General features: G+C 37.6%; 19 protein-coding genes. 16 read left to right on the forward strand and 3 right to left on the reverse strand.

What is annotated here, in order from left to right:
- The first annotated feature begins 104 nt into the window (after positions 1–104).
- On the forward strand, positions 105–680 hold the full coding sequence (locus tag FSZ17_RS07850; RefSeq protein ID WP_057774407.1) for a competence protein ComK: 576 nt from the start codon (positions 105–107) through the stop codon (positions 678–680).
- Between the two features lie 112 nt (positions 681–792).
- On the opposite strand, the gene FSZ17_RS07855 is transcribed toward FSZ17_RS07850, so the two are convergent.
- The gene (locus tag FSZ17_RS07855; protein WP_057774404.1) at positions 793–1,164 is read right to left on the reverse strand and encodes a YhjD family protein; all 372 of its coding nucleotides are present in this window, start codon (positions 1,162–1,164) and stop codon (positions 793–795) included.
- 596 nt (positions 1,165–1,760) lie between these two features.
- Here FSZ17_RS07855 and FSZ17_RS07860 point away from each other — a divergent pair.
- From FSZ17_RS07860 to FSZ17_RS07925, 15 genes are all read left to right on the forward strand, one after another.
- Positions 1,761–3,752: a S9 family peptidase gene (locus tag FSZ17_RS07860; protein ID WP_057774401.1), complete on the forward strand. Its 1,992-nt coding sequence runs from the start codon at positions 1,761–1,763 to the stop codon at positions 3,750–3,752.
- A gap of 302 nt (positions 3,753–4,054) precedes the next feature.
- On the forward strand, positions 4,055–4,990 hold the full coding sequence (locus tag FSZ17_RS07865) for an LCP family protein (protein ID WP_082625324.1): 936 nt from the start codon (positions 4,055–4,057) through the stop codon (positions 4,988–4,990).
- A gap of 117 nt (positions 4,991–5,107) precedes the next feature.
- Complete coding sequence (locus FSZ17_RS07870; RefSeq protein ID WP_057774397.1) at positions 5,108–5,728, forward strand: TVP38/TMEM64 family protein; 621 nt, start codon at positions 5,108–5,110, stop codon at positions 5,726–5,728.
- A gap of 34 nt (positions 5,729–5,762) precedes the next feature.
- The gene (gene lepB, locus FSZ17_RS07875) at positions 5,763–6,329 is read left to right on the forward strand and encodes a signal peptidase I (RefSeq protein ID WP_057774394.1); all 567 of its coding nucleotides are present in this window, start codon (positions 5,763–5,765) and stop codon (positions 6,327–6,329) included.
- Positions 6,330–6,478: 149 nt separating this feature from the next.
- Positions 6,479–9,730 carry an AfsR/SARP family transcriptional regulator gene (locus FSZ17_RS07880; protein WP_228460303.1) on the forward strand — a complete coding sequence of 1,084 codons (3,252 nt, stop codon included), beginning with the start codon at positions 6,479–6,481 and terminating at the stop codon, positions 9,728–9,730.
- A 455-nt stretch (positions 9,731–10,185) separates the two neighbouring features.
- The gene (locus FSZ17_RS07885; RefSeq protein ID WP_057774391.1) at positions 10,186–11,424 is read left to right on the forward strand and encodes a substrate-binding domain-containing protein; all 1,239 of its coding nucleotides are present in this window, start codon (positions 10,186–10,188) and stop codon (positions 11,422–11,424) included.
- 99 nt (positions 11,425–11,523) lie between these two features.
- Entirely contained in the window at positions 11,524–12,297 is a 774-nt protein-coding gene (locus FSZ17_RS07890; protein WP_057774386.1) for an ABC transporter ATP-binding protein, read from the forward strand.
- Positions 12,275–12,982 (forward strand): ABC transporter ATP-binding protein, encoded by a 708-nt coding sequence (locus tag FSZ17_RS07895; protein ID WP_057774382.1) that lies wholly within the window; start codon positions 12,275–12,277, stop codon positions 12,980–12,982. The genes FSZ17_RS07890 and FSZ17_RS07895 overlap by 23 nt, the downstream gene beginning before the upstream one ends.
- A gap of 17 nt (positions 12,983–12,999) precedes the next feature.
- Positions 13,000–13,860, forward strand: a complete 861-nt coding sequence (locus FSZ17_RS07900; protein ID WP_057774379.1) for a branched-chain amino acid ABC transporter permease — start codon at positions 13,000–13,002, stop codon at positions 13,858–13,860.
- Between the two features lie 16 nt (positions 13,861–13,876).
- Entirely contained in the window at positions 13,877–14,863 is a 987-nt protein-coding gene (locus FSZ17_RS07905) for a branched-chain amino acid ABC transporter permease (protein ID WP_228460304.1), read from the forward strand.
- Between the two features lie 11 nt (positions 14,864–14,874).
- The gene (locus FSZ17_RS23320) at positions 14,875–15,051 is read left to right on the forward strand and encodes a hypothetical protein (RefSeq protein WP_156416255.1); all 177 of its coding nucleotides are present in this window, start codon (positions 14,875–14,877) and stop codon (positions 15,049–15,051) included.
- 245 nt (positions 15,052–15,296) lie between these two features.
- Positions 15,297–16,316 carry a 3-oxoacyl-ACP synthase gene (locus tag FSZ17_RS07910; protein ID WP_057774848.1) on the forward strand — a complete coding sequence of 340 codons (1,020 nt, stop codon included), beginning with the start codon at positions 15,297–15,299 and terminating at the stop codon, positions 16,314–16,316.
- Positions 16,313–17,209 carry an intracellular short-chain-length polyhydroxyalkanoate depolymerase gene (gene phaZ, locus FSZ17_RS07915; protein ID WP_057774374.1) on the forward strand — a complete coding sequence of 299 codons (897 nt, stop codon included), beginning with the start codon at positions 16,313–16,315 and terminating at the stop codon, positions 17,207–17,209. The genes FSZ17_RS07910 and phaZ overlap by 4 nt, the downstream gene beginning before the upstream one ends.
- 13 nt (positions 17,210–17,222) lie before the next feature.
- Positions 17,223–17,963 carry a 3-oxoacyl-ACP reductase FabG gene (fabG, locus tag FSZ17_RS07920; protein ID WP_057774371.1) on the forward strand — a complete coding sequence of 247 codons (741 nt, stop codon included), beginning with the start codon at positions 17,223–17,225 and terminating at the stop codon, positions 17,961–17,963.
- A gap of 223 nt (positions 17,964–18,186) precedes the next feature.
- On the forward strand, positions 18,187–19,698 hold the full coding sequence (locus tag FSZ17_RS07925) for an acyl-CoA synthetase (protein WP_057774368.1): 1,512 nt from the start codon (positions 18,187–18,189) through the stop codon (positions 19,696–19,698).
- Positions 19,699–19,726: 28 nt separating this feature from the next.
- On the opposite strand, the gene FSZ17_RS07930 is transcribed toward FSZ17_RS07925, so the two are convergent.
- Together FSZ17_RS07930 and FSZ17_RS07935 are read right to left on the reverse strand one after the other, a co-directional pair.
- Positions 19,727–19,918, reverse strand: a complete 192-nt coding sequence (locus tag FSZ17_RS07930) for a hypothetical protein (RefSeq protein ID WP_057774365.1) — start codon at positions 19,916–19,918, stop codon at positions 19,727–19,729.
- A 49-nt stretch (positions 19,919–19,967) separates the two neighbouring features.
- Positions 19,968–20,399 carry a GNAT family N-acetyltransferase gene (locus FSZ17_RS07935; protein WP_057774362.1) on the reverse strand — a complete coding sequence of 144 codons (432 nt, stop codon included), beginning with the start codon at positions 20,397–20,399 and terminating at the stop codon, positions 19,968–19,970.
- Positions 20,400–20,434: the final 35 nt, after the last annotated feature.

The following is a 20,434-nucleotide window of genomic DNA, read 5'->3' on the forward strand; positions in this document are numbered from 1 at the left end:
TAAAATTATGAACAAATTAGTAACATTTTGAAAATATTGAATTTTAATGGTAATTATCTGGTATGATTAGGTAGAAAATACTATTTTGAGGAGATGTATAAAAAATGAATATGCCGATGGTCCCGCCATTAATAGAGGAATATGAAATTAATCCGAATACAATGGTTATTATGCCTGTCACATATGGCAGCAAGATTTATTCGCAAATTTTGGAGTTTGAGGATGAACTTGTCTCTCCATTTAAACCCTTTGAGATTATTAAGAAAAGCTGTATTTTCTTTGGAAGCAGCTATGAAGGCAGAAAAGAAGCCACGAAACAATTAACTGGAATTACCCACAAAGCACCTATTACAATAGACTCCACAAACTTCATTTATTTTTTTCCAACTACTTCAGCGAGCAATCCTCAATGTATATGGATTTCACAAGAGCATGTTCATTTTCATCGTCCTGCAGATTCAGCTAATACGAACGTTGTATTTAAAAATAAACAATCTTTGACTATTCCGATCTCCTATAATTCATTTAATAATCAGCTTTTACGGACTGCTTTGTTAAAAACGACACTCTCCAGCAGAATTGGTGAATCGGAAAGAAAGGGCTGGTATTTCATTAATGGCAGCAGGAATATTAATGCTTCGGAAAGATTAGGTAAGTATACTGCGAGAGGAATTGAGTAAAGGTAGCAGTCCAGAAGCATGAGAGTCATGCTTCTGTTTTTTTAGCTAATAAGATCGCATAAGTACTACTAAGGCATTCGCCAAAAAGGACTTTGGCGAACGCCAAGTTTTACTAAAGTTCAGCTTTTGAGTGCCGCTTATATAGATAAAATTCCAATAACTCTTGCACTTTGTTGCGGATGCGGGGATTGAAGTAGTTATGATGCTCTTCGTAGCCTTTATAAAAGAACATAAACATGGTAAAAGCTTCATCCCGTTTTAGCTCCTCAACTTTAAATTTATTACTGTTCATATAGCGTTTTACATCAGCCAGTTCTTTTTGAACAATTTTCAGTGTTTCCTCAATTAAATTTAAATAAGGCTGTTTGAGCTTAAAAGGGCTCTTGTTAATAACGATAAGATCACGATTTAAAATAGTTAGTACCATTGGCAGATAGATAGCCTGTTCTATAATATTTCGATCCTTTTCAGGGATTCTCGTCATAATCGCCATTCCCCCTATAAAGTGAAATGAATTTACAAATCATAAGCGCCTCGTCCTATCGCATTGTCACAACTAGTACATCCTTGTACGGCGGAGCTAGACATTTCTCTAAATAGAAAAAGTTATTCATACTCCAAAATAGAACACTTGTTCTGTTTTTATTTTATAGCTAAAGTGTTTTTAATGCAAGAGACATCCTTTGTCGAATTTGTTATGAATTCAGCATTTCCCATAATTGAAAATACATGCCTTATACGTTTTATCAAAAGATTAGGCTGTGTTAAAGCTCAGTGTTGATAATGCTATTTTGTTGTTGATTCTCGCTGCAGGCGCGAGATCCTCGAAAATGCTAACGCATTTCCTTCGTGCGGTGATCATTCTAGGAAGCTTATTCATTGTCCTGCGGGAGAAGCGAGTCAAAGGGAGACCCCGCAGGAGCGCACTTCGACGAGGAGGCTTCCGGACCGCCCGCGATCGCTAAGTGCCTGCAACGGAAATTAACAGGGGAGCTTAACATAGTTAAAAATTAAAAAAGAGCAGGAAAATTGTTTCTAGTGTCGAAATATTTAAAAACAAAAATAGGAAGGGGAAACAAAATGAAAGAAAAAAGAACGATAAGAGCAGAGGATCTTTATCAGCTGAAATCAGTCGCTGACCCGCAGCTAGCTGCTAATGGCAAGGATTGCGTCTATGTTGTAACAACCATGCTAGAGAAGGAAAATAAATATTGCTCTAATTTATATTACATAAATGTAGACGAAAAAAATAATCCTGTTCAATGGACCTTTGGGGAAAACAGGAATTCTTCTCCTCGTTGGTCTGTTGATGGTAAAAGATTAGCATTTGTCTCGGACAGAAGCGGAAAAGGTCAAATCTATGTGATAGACGTAGCAGGCGGAGAGGCACGCCAATTAACGACATGTCCAAATGGTGCATCAAATCCGGTGTGGTCTCCAGATGGAACAAAAATTGCATTTAACATGGCAATAAAAAATGGTGAATCATTTTCCTTAACCGATGAGAAGGACAAGAAAGAGGATAAAAAGCCAGTCCCGCTTGAAGTGGATAAAATGAAATATAAATCTGATGCTCATGGTTTCTGGGACGGGAAATACAATCAAGTTGCGATTGTAGATGTTCAAAAAGGAGAAGTAGAGCTACTGACTTCAGGGGAACATGATTATCAGCTGCAAAGCTGGTCACCAGATGGAAAATATATCGCTATTACAGCTGATTTAAGTGAGGATAAAGATGCGAGCTTTATCAGTGATGTTTTCGTGATTCATACAGATACGAAAGAATTAAAAAAGCTAACTGAGGGAACGGGCTACTTCGGAAATGTAACATGGTCACCAAATGGAAAATATATAGGTATTGTTGGTCATGAAAGAGAATTCGAAAATGCAACTCTTTCAAAGATTTGGATATATGATATGGACACAGAAAAAATCCAATGTTTAACTCGTGATTCAGATTTATTAATTGGAGACTATGCGATCGGGGATTTTCAGCAAGGTGCAGTGACACCTGGCATACTATGGGGAGAAGATAATCACAGTTTTTATTTTCTTGCAACTGATCATGGCAATACAGTTGTATACTATGGTTCTTTAGCTGGTGTGATGTATCCGGCGTTATTGGATCGTCAGCATGTATATGGACTTTCAACTGGAGGAAAAGTAGATCGTGCTGTAGTCGCTATCAGCAAGCCATCATACCCAGGGGATTTATTCCTGTTAAATGTCTCTACAGGTGAATTAGAGCAGCTGACAAATGTGAATGGAGAATTCTTAGCTGAGATTGTTCTTGCTGATTCAGAGCCTATCCGATTTAAAACATCTGATGAATGGGATATGCATGGCTGGATCATGAAGCCAGTTCATTTCGAAGAGGGAAAGAAATATCCATTAGTTCTTGAAATTCACGGTGGACCACATGCCATGTATGCAAATTCATATTTTCATGAATTTCAATGCCTAGCGGCTCTCGGATATGCAGTTCTATTTATAAATCCACGTGGAAGCCATGGATACGGTCAGGCATTTGTCGATGCTGTTCGAGGTGACTATGGCGGCAAAGATTACGAGGATATTATGGCTGCTGCTGATTATGCATTGGCAAACTATGATTTTATAGATAAGGATCGTTTAGGTGTAACGGGGGGAAGCTACGGCGGATTCATGACAAACTGGATCGTCGGTCATACAAATCGCTTCAAAGCAGCTGTAACACAGCGTTCTATTTCAAACTGGATCAGTTTTTACGGAGTAAGTGATATCGGCTATTATTTTACGGATTGGCAAATTAAGAGTGGTCTGCATGATATCGAAACGCTTTGGAAGCATTCCCCTCTTGCTTATGTAGATCAGATGGAAACACCGCTTCTCATTCTTCACAGTGAAAAGGATTTTCGCTGTCCGATTGAGCAAGCAGAACAATTATTTATTGCATTAAAGCATCGTAAAAAGGAAACAAAACTCATTCGTTTCCCAGATGCTAATCATGAATTATCAAGAAGCGGGAAACCAAATCTAAGAATTTGCCGTCTAAATTTTATTACCGGCTGGTTTAATGATTACTTAAAGTAAAGCCTTGTTAATGTCTATTATTGAAAATGCCTGTGGGGTATGCGGTCAGATTTTTGATCTATCTATTGGATCACTTTCTGAACGTGAACCTACGGGCTTTTTCTATGTAAAAATGAAATTGTCGTCGTATTCGTTGAACAAGCCTTGATGTACGAAGTAATCACATTCGTAGCGAAATGAACTTAAAATTTCCTTTTAGTAAATAAATACCAGCAGAAGAATAGAAACTTTTTTAGAAGATAAATAGTCATATATATTTGAAGGTTAAATTTCTATTATTGATAGAAGGAAGGATAATTAAAATGAGATCAGAAAGATATAAAGATAAAAAGCCTAGAAAGAAGAAGTGGAAAATATTCGTTCTTATTCTTTTTCTGCTATTTTTCGCTACAATAGGCTATTCTTATTTTCAATATAAGCAGGGAGTATTACAATCGAAAGATAAGACAGGAGTTGCTAATCAAGAATTTGAGTTTCATGGGAATAAAGGCAAGAACGGAGAAACAAACATTCTTCTTCTGGGAATCGATAAACGGGGAGAGAGAACTTCACGTTCAGATACTATAATGATAGCGCAATATCATCCAGATAAAGACTCATACAAATTAGTTTCTATAATGAGGGATACGTATGTGGATATACCTGGACATGGGAAAAATAAAATTAATGCGGCTTTTGCATTTGGAGGTCCCGAATTAGTAAGACAAACGATCAAGGAAAACTTTGGTATTGATCTCCAATATTATTCAATCGTCGACTTTGAAGGTTTTGTCCATCTAATCGATGAAGCTTTTCCAAAGGGAGTGGAAATTGACGTTGAAAAGGCAATGTCCGAAAATATCGGAGTTACATTACAACCAGGACTGCAAAGGCTTGATGGTGAGCATCTTCTCGGCTATGTTCGCTTCCGCCATGATGCAGTAGGCGATTTCGGTAGGGTTGAACGCCAGCAAAAGGTAATTACGGAGGTTGCAAGTCAATTTAAAAGCATTCAAACGATAGCGAAACTACCAAAATTAGTCGGTGTTATGACGCCATTCGTTAATACGAATATGGATGCAACGGATATTCTTTATATTGGAAAAGATTTTATCTCCCAAAATAACGTAAACATAGATACTTTACGAATTCCGATAGATGGTTCATATTCAAATCAGCGAGTAAACGGCGCAGGGTCTGTATTGGCGATTGATCTTGAAAAAAATAAGCAAGCAATTCATGAATTTTTAGCCAATTAGCATTCTTTTTACCAAAATAGGTGTACAATTAAATAGAAAGAGGTAAAAATATGTAATGAGGCACAATCATTAATTAGAAGAATAAAAAGCAGTTGTTGATAAACAAGGAGATTATGAATGGATTTCGAGGTACTTAAAGACTGGCTAACACTAGATCATATAATGGAACTAATAGAAAAGTATAGATCATTTGGCCCACTGCCGGGAATTTTGCTTCCCTTTCTTGAAGCTTTCTTGCCATTTCTACCTCTATTTTTATTTGTAATGGCAAATGCAAATGCATTTGGATTATGGTTAGGTTTTTTATTATCATGGATAGGAGCTATACTCGGTGCATTGTTAGTTTTTTTTATTGTACGGAAATTTGGTCAAAAGCGGATGTTGCGGGTACTTAAGAAGCATCAAAAGGTTCAGAAGCTAATGGCCTGGGTAGAAAAACATGGATTTGGACCTTTATTCATTTTATTATGTTTTCCATTTACACCATCTGCAGTTGTAAATATTGTAGCTGGCCTATCAAAAATTAGCATTGCCCAATACATGCTCGCTGTATTAACAGGTAAAATGGTTATGATTTTTACTATCAGCTTCGTCGGATATGATATAAAATCACTTATTACACAGCCGACTCGTTCTGCGATTGTTGGTATTATTATTTTTATTCTTTGGTATGTTGGAAAGAGAATAGAAATAAAAATGAATATTAAAATGGAAAGAGAAAGGAAGTTTCAAAAGTAAGAACTGACTAGCTGAACAAGGAGGGAGAGCAAACTTGAAAGAGAGCATTAAAAAAGAGGGTATTGAGTGGATAAAGGCTTTCGCGATTGGGATGATCATCTTTATTTTTATTCGTACATTTTTCTTTTCCAATTATGTTGTTGAAGGTGTATCAATGGAGCCAACCCTCGAAACTGGCAATAAGTTAATTGTCAATAAGATGGGAAATCAAATTGGAGAGCTGCAGCGATTTGATGTCATTGTTTTTCATCATAATGAGGAAGAAGATTTTGTGAAAAGAATCATTGGACTTCCTGGGGATAAAATTGAATATCGCAATGATGAACTTTATATTAATGGCAAAAAAGTAAATGAACCATATCTTGATAAGTATCGTAAAAACTATCAAGAAGAAGCATTTGGGAGCATGCTCACAGCTGACTTCACTTTAATGGAGGCTACTGGGGAGGAAACTGTTCCAGAAGGTAAGCTGTTTGTCCTTGGGGATAACCGCCCTAAAAGCTGGGATAGCCGTCACTATGGCTTCATCTCTATAGATCAAGTAGTCGGAAAGGTTAACTTAAGATATTGGCCGATAAATGAGATGGATATTTCCTTCTAATTTAGACGATAAACATAATTGACTTCCATTTTCGCAAGGACTCGAATAAAAATCGGGTCCTTTTTTCTTTAGAAGGAAAAAGGAAACTAATTGGAGAATTAATGTAAATATTGATATCGGAAAAATATGACCAGAGGGGAGGGAATACCTTGTATATATCCATGCCTATAATTAAAACAAAGCTTCTTGTTCCAAATGTGAAGGAAGAATCTATTAGAAGAGCGGCCCTATCGAAAAAAATGAAAACGATTTCCCAATATCCGTTAACAATTATTCATTCTAGTGCTGGCTATGGAAAAAGTACAGCGCTTGCTCTATTTGTAAAGGACGAAAAAAAGACATGCTGCTGGTATTCGATAACGGCAGCAGATGATGATATTCTACCTTTCCTATCTTATTTAATTTACACGATTCAAGCTTCTTTCCCTGAGTTTGGAAGGGATCTGACTTTGATCATGAAGGATATGGACAGATACATAAGAGAAGAAGAAATAAGTATGCTTGCTTCACTATTTATTAATGAACTGTTTACGATAGAAGATGAACTATATCTTATTCTTGATGATTTCCATCAGATTGAACAATCTTATACAGTTAATAGATGGATGGAGCTTCTCCTTGAGCATATTCCAGCCAATATACATTTGATCATTTCAAGCCGCAGCCGCCCGGCATGGAAGAGGCTTACAAAAATGAAGGTATGTAATCAGCTGCTTGAAATTACGAAAGATGATCTTATTATGACAATGGAAGAAGCGGAGCTCCTGCTTAGTGATTATTATGATGTAAAGGTTAGAGAAGAAGAATTAGAACAAATTTATTTGTTAACTGAGGGATGGGTTATTGCCATTGGTATGATTGCGCAACAATTTCCTGAGCATGAAGATCTATCAGGTCTATGTGCACATCCGTCCCAGTCCCTTCAGGATTTATTTCAATATTTAGCATTAGAGGTCTTTGCGAAGCAGCCACCACTTCTTCAGCAGTTTTTAGAACAAACAAGTATTTTCGATGAATTAAACGAAGAGATTTGTGATTCAGTATTAGGCTTGAATGGCTCTTTAGCCATACTTATGCAACTTGTAGAAAAAAATCTTTTCATCTATCGAATTGGAGATAAACAATTCAAGTACCATGCTTTATTCAAAGAGTTTTTGGAGAGCCAATTAAAAGAAAAATATCCCGAATCCAATCGAGCATTGCATGAACTTACTGCGAGATATTTTGAACGGAGAAAGCGGTGGGAAGAGGCTTTGCTCCATTATGAAAAAATCAATTTAAAAGATGCTGTCGCTTCTGTCCTAAATGAAGTGGGACCAATGATGTTAGAAAATGGAAAGCTAGAAAATCTTTATGACCGCTTAATGTCCATTTCTGATAATGATAAGAACAAGTTCTATTCCCTCTGGTTTTTGCAGGGAGAGGTTCTTCGTTACCGCTCTATGTACAATGAAGCGGAGGAATGTTACGGCAAAGCTGCAAAAATAGCTGCTGATAAAAATAATCTATTAGAAATAAGTAGAGCACTAGAAGGGCAGGCAAGAATTTATCTTGATACGACTCAGCCGAATAAAGCGGAAAGAATTCTTTATCAGGCAATTAAAATAAGAGAAAATAATGAAATTGAATCAGAGGGAGAAACGGGTAAGCTTTATCAGCTTCTGGCAGAGAATCTATTAAACTCGGGACAATATTTAAAGGCAGAAAAATGGATTAAAAGAGCACAGCTTTTGAATAATCCACAATTTAATGGCAATTTAGAGGCTAGATTATATTTAAGAACCGGAAGATTTGAGAAAGCTAAAAAAATATTGGTTCATGATAAAAAGGAAACGGTAACTGCAGAGAAATCAGTATTGCCTCAATCTCATAGGGAAACTGAGCTTCTGCTATCACTAATAGAGGCTTTTTGTGGTAATGGTATTCAAGCTAAATCCTATGCACAGGAAGGAATACAGAATGGGATTAGCACCAAGTCACTGTATGTAGAGGCTTGTGGCTGGATTAGAATGGGACACGCCATTCAAATTGTGAATGACTATGATAAAAATTTAGCCAAACAGTGTTATGATACAGCTCTTGAAATCATGAATAGGCTAAGAATAGAAAGAGGAAAAGCAGAGCCATTAATGGGACTATGTATTCTATATGGAAATAAAGGAGAATATGAAAGAGCGATCGCTTCTGGGGAAGAAGCTCTAGTTGAAACGGAAAAGGTAAAAGACATTTGGTTATCGGCTCTCATTCAGCTATCAATGGGAATAGCATCTGTTTATAGCGGACACTTCACAAATGGTTTGGCATATATCGATAAATCAACAAAAATTTTCAATCAGTGCGGGGACCAATATGGATACATGCTCTGTCTATTTTGGAAAACATACACTTATTATTGTCAAAATGATTCTTCATCATTTCTTGAATATCTCCCTCTTCTATTAAAAGAAGTTCATACAGGAGAATATGAATATATATTTAATAAAAGGACGTTTTTAGGACCAAGGGATTTACAAATATTTGCACCTATGCTGATTGAGGCAGAGAAGAAGAACATCATGACGCGATATGTAGCAAAGCTGCTTCAGGAAATGAATCTATCAAAGCTTGATTCTCATCCCGGATACACATTAAGAGTCCATACTCTCGGTAAATTTCAAGTATGGCTAGGAGAGAGGGAAGTAGAAGAAAAGGACTGGCAGCGAGGGAAAGCAAAAGAATTGCTACAATTATTTATAACTAATCACGATAAATTAATTCCAAAGGATGAAATTTACCAGCTTCTATGGATTGACCAGGATGAAAAAAGTGCTGCTCGTGACTTTAAAGTAGCTTTGAATGCATTAAATAATGTACTAGAACCAAATAGGAAGGCTAGAGGTACTCCATTTTTTATTATTAGAGAAGGTACTGCATATGGATTAAATCCATATGCAGTACTAGAGTTAGACAGTCATAGCTTTGAACATTGGATTACCTCTGGATTACAAGAAAATGAACAGGAAAAGGCAAAGGATTACTTGGAAAAGGGACTAAAATTATACAAGGGGGATTATTTGCCGGAACGTAGATTTGAAGACTGGTGTATTAATGAAAAAGAAAGGTTAGCAGTCTATTTTATAAGAGCAGCAGAAAAGCTTGCACAGCTTTATGTAAGAAATGAAGAATATGATAAAGCCATACATTGGTGCGGAAAAATTCTTGAAAAGGATCGAACATGGGAGGAAGCCTATAGACTCATGATGTATTGCTATTATAGGAAAAACAATCGCCCATTTGCTCTAAAGTGGTATCAGAAATGCTGTGAGACTCTAGAAGAGGAACTTGGAGTTTCTCCACTTGATCCGACACGCCATATGTATGAAATGATAATAGAAGCCGGAAATACTTTGAACTCATTCTGAGCAGCCCTTTAAGGCTGCTTTTTATTTTGGCTGCAATCTTCCTAGACCAAGTCGCTTCCGCTTTTCTTTGTCTAGCTCCACAAGGAAAGCTTCGACAGCTATACATCGCACGACTGAAAGCGGTAGCTTTTAGAAGGAGCGACTAGCCCCGACGTACAGGACGTACTAGTGTCGACAATGCGACAGGACGTCGCGTTTTTGTCGACCTCGAGTTCATAAGCCAATCCTCCCAGAAAGGTAAAGAACACCTTTCAGAGAGGCTCGTCTTATGCTTGAGGCCTGCAGGATCCAGGTCATGCAGGCGTTGCCACAGGACGTGGCGTAATTAGCCTGCGTTCCTTTTTGAGCAAGTCGCTTGCGCTTTTCTATTTTGTAACTCATTTGTAACCCTCATTCAATATGATTGTTTTAGAGTTGAGAAGCTTTTATTTAACTAAACATTAGGGGGAAAGAGGATGAGAGCACTGTCTCGTAAAATGGGTTTTATATGCTTTCTGATTTTAGTGATGGTATTCACTAGTGCATGCAACTCAGATAAAGCTGGAAATGAGGAGAATAATTCAAAAGAACCGGTTGAAACAAAAAACAGTGAGCCGATCAAAATCGGTGTTCTTGCATCACAGACTGGTGGGTTGGAAGCCTATGGAAAGCAAACCTTACAAGGATTCGAACTAGGACTTGATTACGCAACAAACGGTACGAGGGAAGTAGCAGGCCGAAAGATTGAAGTATTTATAGAGGATACAGAAACGAAGCCTGAAGTCGCTGTACAGAAAGCAACAAAGCTTCTTGAGGAAAATGAGGTAGATTTCTTAGTAGGTTCCTCCAGCTCAGGAGACACGCTTGCCGTACTGCCGCTTGCTGAAGAGTATGAAAAGATTATGGTGGTAGAACCAGCCGTAGCAGATTCGATTACAGGATCAGAATTTAATAAATATATTTTCCGGACAGCTCGAAACTCTTCACAGGATGCTGTTGCTGGTGCTGCTGCAATTGCAGATAAAGGTGTTAAGATTGCTACCCTGGCACCGGATTATTCCTTCGGACGGGATGGAGTTCAAGCATTTAAGGAAGCTGCAATAAAGCTTGGAGCAGAAATTGTTCATGAAGAATACGCAGATCCGGCTGCAACGGACTTTACATCAAATATTCAAAAAATTATCGATACTAAGCCTGACTATTTATTTGTCATCTGGGCTGGTGCAAACTCTCCATGGAATCAAATTGCAGATATGAAGGTTCAAGAAAAAGGAATAAAAATTTCCACAGGGGCACCAGATATTGCTGCTTTAGCAACAATGGAGCCGCTTATTGGCATGGAAGGGTTTACTGTTTATTATCATGATTTACCAAGTAATGATGTTAACAAATGGCTAGTGGAAGAGCATAAAAAACGCTTTAACGGGGAGGTCCCAGATCTATTCACTCCAGGAGGGATGAGTGCAGCAATCGCAATTGTTGAGGCATTAAAGAAAACAGAGGGAGATGCAAAAGCAGATACATTAATTAAAGCAATGGAAGGGATGAGCTTTGAAACACCTAAAGGAAAGATGACTTTCCGTCCTGAAGATCATCAGGCACTTCAAACCTTATATGCAATTAAGCTCGAGAAGAAGGATGGCGTACCTTACCCTGTTCCAGTATTAATGCGTGAACTAAGCCCAGAAGAGACTGAACCGCCGATTAGAAACTAATGGTCTTCGGAATTATTCCTTAGAATGAACTTCGGTCATGTTACCGAAGTTCATTCTTTCTATTAATAAATTTTTGAATAGTAGTAGGTGGTGAAGATAGTGGAACCTATCATTGAAACAAAAGGACTATCCATTACTTTCGGTGGTCATACAGCCGTAGATGGTGTCAATATATCAGTACCAAAAAATCACTTTAAATCAATTATTGGTCCTAATGGTGCCGGAAAAACGACCTTTTTTAATTTACTAAGTGGTCAATTATTACCGACAAAAGGGCAAATTTTTTTCAGAAATAAAGAGATTACAAAAATGTCACCAACAGAAAGAACACGTCTTGGGCTAGGTCGCTCCTTTCAAATTACAAATGTTTTCCCAAACTTAACAGTATTGGAAAACGTTAGGCTAGCGGTCCAATCCCAAGCAGGTACCCGATTTCAAATGCTTGCCCATTATAAGAAATATCGAATATATGAAGAAAAGGCTGCAGAATGGTTAGAACTCGTGTTTCTTGACAATAAGAAGGAGATTGTAGCAAGAAATCTAGCACATGGTGAGAAAAGAAAGCTAGAAATTGCTATGCTCTTAGCACTAAATACGGAGGTTCTCCTTCTTGATGAACCGACAGCAGGAATGTCAGTAGAAGAAGTGCCAGCAATTTTGGATGTTATTAGAAAAATCAAGCGTGGAAACGATCGAACGATTTTATTAATTGAACACAAAATGGATATGATTATGGATTTATCAGACTCCGTCATGGTTTTATTCAATGGCAAATTGCTTGCTGATGGAACACCAAATGAAATCATGAAAAATGAGACTGTTCAGTCCGCGTATTTAGGAGGGTTGTACGATGTCAACTCAGTTAAAGCTTAGTGAAGTTGAAACGTATATAGGACAGTATCATATTTTGCAGGGGGTTTCTTTTGAAGTGCGAGAAGGTGATGTAACAGTCCTGCTTGGCAGAAATGGAGCTGGAAAGACAACAACTCTTCGCACGATTATGGGGCTGAATCCTCCATCAAAGGGAGAGGTCATTTATAAGGGGGAAGCCATACAAGGCTTACCGACATACACGGTCGCACAGAAAGGCATCGGCTATGTTCCAGAAGATCAGGGGATTTTTTCAGGTTTAACAGTTGAAGAAAATATGAAAGTAGCTATGAAAAATAATGATGATGCAACAAAGGAAAGATTAGATTGGATACTAGAGCTATTTCCAGATTTAAAAAAATTCTGGAAAAAACAAGGAGGCCTCTTAAGTGGAGGGCAAAAACAAATGCTGTCCATTGCAAGGGCATATATAAATGAAAATGATCTTTTATTAATTGATGAACCAAGTAAGGGGCTGGCTCCAATTGTCGTTGAAAAGGTAATGGAAACAATATTGCAAATGAAGGAAAAGACAACAATCGTTCTCGTGGAACAGAATTTCATGATGGCAAGCACAATTGGAGACAAGTTTTATATTATTGATGATGGAAAAACAGTAAGCGAAGGATCAATGAACCTTTTAAAAGAAGATGAAGAAATGAGGAGAAAATATTTAGGGATTGCGTAAGGAAAGGAGGAGAAGTCATGGATGTATTAATCAATTTGTCATTGAACGGCCTTGCGACTGGAATGCTAATCTTTCTTCTTGCAGCAGGGTTAACACTAATCTTTGGTTTAATGGATGTTCTAAATTTTGCTCATGGAGGGCTTTTTGCATGGGGAGCATATAGCGGGACATGGATATATGCGACAACAGGAAGCTTTTTGATTGCAATTGCTGGAGCTATTTTGACAGGGCTTATCCTTGGATTGCTTACAGAACGATGGATAATAAAACCAGTCTATGGAAATCATGTTCAGCAAATCTTAATCACTCTCGGATTAATGCTTGTTTTGTCAGAGCTACTTAAAGTGGTCTGGGGTCCTAATCAGATATCCGCCTCACCTCCGAGTTATTTAGCAGGAAGCTGGGAGCTTGGCAATGTCATTATTATCAAGTATAGAGTATTTATTATTGCAGTTGGTATTCTCGTGTTTGGCATAGTTCAATACATTTTGAAAAACACAAAAATAGGGTTGATTGTAAGAGCGGGGGTTATGGACAAAGAAATGGTTCAGGCTCTCGGTATTAATATTCAGAAGGTATTTATGCTTGTCTTTATGATTGGAGCAGGGATGGCAGCACTTGGCGGCGCTATGCTTGGACCTTATTCAGGAGTTATCTATGCAGAAATGGGCCTAGAATTTGCAATCCTGGCCTTCATCGTTGTTGTAATTGGAGGAATGGGCAGCTTTCCAGGCTCTATTTTAGCAGCCATTTTAGTAGGTGTATCTGGCTCCTTTATGGCATATTATGTTCCGTCACTTTCTTTAGCAGTGAATATGCTTTTAATGGCAGTCGTATTGATTTTTAGACCACAAGGCTTGTTTGGATTGAAGGGGTGAGGAGATGAGAATATCAATGAACAATAGAATGAACATTTTGTACGTGATAACAGCGGTCTTTCTCCTCGTCTTGCCATTTATATATGAATCTAGAACACTTCTAATTTTATTAACACAGGTATTTATATTCGCCATTTTTGCCATGAGCTATGACATTCTGCTTGGCTATACCGGAATTGTTTCATTTGGGCATGCGATGTTTTTTGGTATAGGTGCATACACAATCGGTGTGTTTATGAAGCGATTTGATCCAACTATTCCGTACTTTCTTCTAGCGGTCTTGGTAACAATTGTATTATCTGCGGTCGTAAGCTTTGCTCTCGGATTATTAACATTACGGCTTAAGAGTCATTTTTATGCAATGTTAACACTTGCTTTCTCAGGTCTATTTCTTGTTTTAGCTGAGAAGTGGCGAACTGTAACGTATGGGAATGATGGTTTTACATTTCGAATTCCTGATCTTTTTAAAGATCGTACTGATTTTTATCTTATTTGTCTTGTAACGATGATAGTCGTGTTTGCAATTTTAAGAAGGTTTACAAGCTCTCCTTTAGGAAGAGTTCTGCAAGCGATTCGTGAAAATGAACAGAGAACAGAATCTCTTGGGTATAGCATTCTTCATTATAAGGTGGTTGCGAGTGTCATTTCTGGTGTTATGGCGGGGATTGCTGGGATTCTATATTCAATGTCACTGCGTTTTGTTAATACAAGTGTTTTCACAATGGATATAACATTAGATGCCCTGCTAATGACAATCATCGGAGGAGTCGGTACTTTAGTTGGGGCGATTATTGGAGCCGGTCTCATCGAATTTGCCCATCACTGGCTAACTGAATTGGCAAAGGTCCATTGGATCTTTGAGCGCTGGATTATCTTCTTCGGAATCATATATATTTTAGCCGTTATGTTCTTTCCAATGGGAATTGTCGGTACATTGAAAAAGCTAAAACTGAATCGTTCGAAAAAAGAGGAGCAAAAAGCTGAGGAGAAAATCGCCAGTTAGGGGGGAAAAGGATGGAGCAAAAACAGATTGCCTCATTTGTTATCCGATTTCATTTAGCAGACATCGATGAAATAGGAAAGAAAAAATGGCGAATAAAGGTAACCCATGTTCAGGAAGATATAGAAATATTATTTGAAACCATAGATGAAGCCACGTCCTACATGAAAAATATTATTGGAGATTCATAGAAAAGCGGAGGCGCCTTGTCCAGGGGCGACAAGCAAAAGACAGTCCGGCAGGAAGGTTGTACTTTAACCTTAATGTCGGAATGGCTTATGACCTCGAGCCCCTAGGCGCCGCAGCTAGACAGGTAGAAAAGCGGAGGCGCCTTGCCCCTGGAAAACAGGCAAAAGATGGTCAGAAAACTATTCAAATAGACCACTGGATATGGAAAAACAGCAAAAGATGGTCAGAAAAGAAAGGCGGTGGAGTGTTGGACATTGGTATTTTAAGTACAGGAATCTATTTACCTGATCAGTACATTACCGGCGAAGAAATTGCTATTAAGGCAGGAATTCCAAAAGAAATTGTGGAAGGTAAAATGGGTATAAAAAGGAAGACTGTTCCAGGTATAGAGGATCACACATGTGAAATGGGTATAAGAGCTGCAAAGAAGGCAATCAAGAAAGCTAATATAGATCCACTAAATATTGACGTGGTCATTTATATTGGAGAAGAACATAAAGAATATCCACTTTGGACAGCTGGTATTAAGCTTCAGGAGGAATTAGGAGCTCATAATGCATGGGCTTTTGATACAGCCCTTCGCTGTGGAACGACTGTCATGGCTTTAAAGGTAGCAAAAAACCTAATGATTGCAGACCCGGAGATTAACACAGTACTTCTTGCTGGCGGATACAGGAATGGTGATTTTATAGATTACAAAAATCCAAGGACAAGATTTATGTATAATCTTGGTGCTGGCGGGGGCGCGATTATTTTACAAAAAGGACTTAAAAAAAATTGTCTCTTAGAAACTGAGATCATGACAGATGGTTCTTTTTCCGAGGATGTTGTCGTTGTAGCAGGTGGAACGAAATATCCTTTAACTAGTACTGCGTTGGAGGAAGGTCGCTATCAATTGGATGTTCTTGATCCTGCAGGTATGAAGGCGCGTTTAGAGCAAAAGTCTATGAGCAATTTTTTGAATGTTATTCGTAAATCTGTCCACAAAAGCGGATATTCCGAAAAAGATATTTCCTATGTTGGGATGCTTCATATGAAAAAGTCAGCACATGAATATGTATTAAAGGAGTTAGGTCTTTCTGAAGATGCTTCAATTTATTTAGAAGATTATGGCCATATTGGTCAAATTGATCAAATCTTGTCGCTGGAACTAGCTGAAAAATCGGGAAAATTAAATAACGGTGATGTTGCAGTTCTAGTAAGTGCAGGCATAGGTTATGCCTGGGGTGCTTCCACAATAAAATGGGGAGAGGAGATAGTAGAATGAATGAAATCATGATAAAAGAAGTTGAACTGCCTAATGGGGAAACGATTAGCTATCGGGAAAGATTAGGGGGGAGTCAAAACATTCTGCTCGTTCATGGAAATATGAATTCCTCTATGCATTGGGATGTTGTTCTAGAAAAAATGGACCCAAAATATAAACTTTATGCTTTGGATCAGAGGGGTTTTGGCCTTTCAAGCTATCATAAACCATTCCATTCAATTAAAGAGCTTGCTGAAGATCTTAAGTATTTTATAGAAGCAATTGGACTTAAAGACTTTACAATTGTTGGGTGGTCTTTAGGTGGAGCTGTTTGTATGCAGTATGTAGCTGATAATCCCGATGTTTGCGATAAAATGATTTTGCTTGCATCTGGATCTACAAGGGGATATCCTCTCTTTGAATCAAATGAAAATGGCTTTCCGGATTTAACGAAGCGTGTCCAATCGTATGATCAAACAAAACGCGAGAAAACCAAGGTCGTGACAACTGAGCATGCGTATGCAACGAGAAATCGTGAATTTTTAAGAATGGTTTACGATGCCGTCATTTATACAAAAAACAAACCAGATCCAGAGAGATATGAAGAATATATTGATGACATGCTCACACAAAGGAATTATGCTGAAATCCTGCATGCATTAAATACATTTAACATTAGTAAGGAATTCAATGGACTAACAGAAGGAACAGGTGAAGCAGAAAAAATTAAAATTCCGACACTCGTACTGTATGGAGATCGTGATTTGGTGATTACGAAGGAAATGAATGAAGAGATTGTGGATGACATAGGAGAGAATGCTTTCTTTGTCGAATTAAAAGATTGCGGACATTCACCACTCATCGATGATTTGGAGCAGCTGCTTCAAGCAATGTCGGAATTTTTGGATAAATAATGGAGGACATTACATGAGACTTAAAGATAAAGTAGCTATTATTACAGGTGCTGCGAATGGGATTGGTTTTGCAGCAGCAGAGACGTTTGCTCGCGAAGGAGCGTCTGTAGCACTGGCTGATTATGATGCAGAATTAGGTAAGGCAAGAGCTGGGGAGCTGCAAGACAAGGGGTTTAGTGTGGAGTTCTTCCAGGTAAATGTTGCTGAAAGAGAAAGTATTGATCAGATGGTTACGGCTGTAAAAGATTCATTTGGAAAAATTGATATTTTAGTTAATAATGCAGGGATTACAAGAGATGGAATGCTCTCGAAATTATCAAGTGAAGATTTTCAGTCCGTGCTTGATGTGAATCTAACTGGAGTTTTCCATTGCACCCAAGCGGTACTGCCTGCCATGCTCGAACAGGGAAAAGGAAAAATTATAAACACCTCATCTGTTTCAGGAGTGTATGGCAATATTGGGCAAACGAATTATGCTGCAACGAAAGCAGGAGTAGTTGGGATGACCAAGACTTGGGCAAAGGAATTGGGTCGTAAAGGAATTAATGTGAATGCAGTTGCTCCAGGGTTTATTTATACGGGAATGACAGCTAAAGTTCCCGAAAAGGTAATTGGGCAAATGCAAATGATGATCCCTTTAGGACGACTAGGTAACCCGGAGGATATTGCCAATGCCTACCTTTTCCTCGCTTCAAACGAATCAGATTATGTCAATGGCACCGTCTTGCATGTCGATGGCGGGATTATGATGTGAAAAAATGAGGCTCCAAAATATATGGTTTCCATTAGGGGAATAGAGTTTTAGTAATAAGATTTACCGTGAAATAGACATTAGATTTAAAAATATTTATTTTAGTAAAGAGCATCAATTGGTGCTCTTTTTCGTTCCTTTACGAGGCGCTTCCGATCTTCTATGTAACTAAGATGTAACTCTTCTATCCTACAATAAAATTATCTTGGAAGAAGGAGAGATTGTTGTGGGGTGGGAACTTGATTGGCTGGAGAATAGAGCGAGATTAACACCGGATTCTATTGCACTTATTGAAGCCGAAAAAAATCAAATGCTTACATATAAAGAAATTAATAACCGGGCAAATGGATTAGCAGGTTGGTTAGCCGATCAAGGGATAGGAAAAGGAGACCGTGTGGCCTTACTATCACCAAATCATATAAGTTATTTTGATTTGTTATTTGCTTGCGGAAAGCTAGGTGCGATTTTTGTACCAGTAAATTGGCGCTTATCTAGTGAGGAAATTAAATATATTCTTCAAGATTGCACACCTAAAATAATAGGATGCCATTCAAATTTTTCTAATATTGTTATGAAAGTCACCAATAAGCATTCTAAAATGATTCAAACAAATAGTGATCGATATGAGCAAATAGTAAAAAACAAAATAGAAGGAATGGAAAAAACAGCATTCCTGGAAACAGATCCTCTTATTATCATTTACACTGGAGGTACAACTGGTAAACCAAAAGGAGTCGTCCTTTCACACCAATCCATTATTTGGAATGCAATAAATACAATCATTAGCTGGGGATTAAATGAAAAGGATGTAACATTAACTTATTTGCCATTATTCCATACAGGTGGATTAAATGCGCTTTCTATTCCACTACTCATGAGTGGGGGAAAAGTAGTTATTGCAGATCAATTTGATCCCGTCCAAGCAATGGATTATTTAAATTCTTATAAATGTACAATTGTCTTATTCGTTCCTACTATGTACCATATGATCAGCGAAAAGCCAGAATTTAGCTATGCTTCCTTCCCTTTTACTAAAACTTTTTTATCTGGGGGAGCACCATGTCCTCTAGAAATCTATGCAAAATTTAAAAACAAGGGGCTCCAGTTTAAAGAAGGATACGGACTAACAGAGGCAGGACCGAATAACTTTTTTATAGGTTTAGAGGATGCAGATAGGAAAAGAGGGTCTGTTGGCAAGCCGATGATTATTAATGAAGTAAAGATTGTTAAAGAAGATGGAACAGAGGCAAGAGAAAATGAAACAGGTGAGCTGCTGATTAAAGGGAAACATACATTCAGCCATTATTGGAATAATGAAGAAGCTACGAAGGATGCGAAAAAAAATGATTGGCTTCATACTGGAGATTTAGCTAGAAAGGATTCAGAGGGCTATTATTACATCGTAGGAAGAAAAAAAGAGATTATCATTACCGGTGGGGAAAATGTGTATCCATTAGAAATAGAGCAATGGTTGTCAGCACACCCGGACATAAATGAAGCTGCGGTTATTGGCCTTCCAGACGAAAAATGGGGAGAACGGGTTTCAGCTTTCATTAGTTTAAAAGTGGATGGAGCTTTGACAGTAGAGGAAGTTCAAATGTATTGCCGTTCTAAACTAGGAAGCTATAAGATTCCAAGAACTATAGTGATTCTAGATGAACTTCCTAAGACTCATGTAGGCAAGGTGGATAAAAAAGAATTAAAAAGGATTGGTATTCAATTTCAAATAGAAAAATAGATAAGAAAAGCACGAAGAAATTTGTTTTTTATTCTTCGTGTTTTTCTTTATTACGTGTAGGTCTAATAAAACTTCCAATTACTACTAGTCCCGCACCAACTGTTGTCATTGTGTAAAAAACTGCAGTTGATTCTAAATATCCTAATGGATAGACAATGGCACTAAATAAAATCCCTAAACCTACACAACTTACACAATAACCAATTAACGTCCGATTCATAATAAATATCCTTTCTTTTATTAATAATTAAATTTATTAAATATTAATCTTAGAATTCAATCTCAAAAAAAGGATAATCATCTTCTTCTATAAGGGGTGACAATCCTAATTTCTGATAAAATTGAACGGCATTTGGACTTGAGTTCCATTGCAACCAAGATGTTTCATTTTCGATTGCCCATTCTTGAATAGCTTTAAATATATTTGAAGCAATTCCTATTTTTCGATATTCAGGGAGAACAAATAAATCATTCATTCTACTTGTTTTTTTTCCCATTCTTAAGTGAAAGCCATAGTCTTGTAACCATCCATAACCGACAATTCTTTTTTCTATAATTGCTACAGGTATGTAATGCTGGGGATTGTCCAACATATTTAAAAATCTTTGTTTCGTATTGTGTTCACTATCTGTTTTTCCCATTGAAAACAGAAGGTACCATAACTCTGACCAATCACTAGAACAAGCTTTTCTAATCTCCATCTACTCACCTCGAACTATTTATCTCAGAATAACGG

Origin of the sequence: Cytobacillus dafuensis (assembly GCF_007995155.1) — a bacterium.
Classification (GTDB): Bacteria; Bacillota; Bacilli; order Bacillales; family Cytobacillaceae; genus Cytobacillus; species Cytobacillus dafuensis.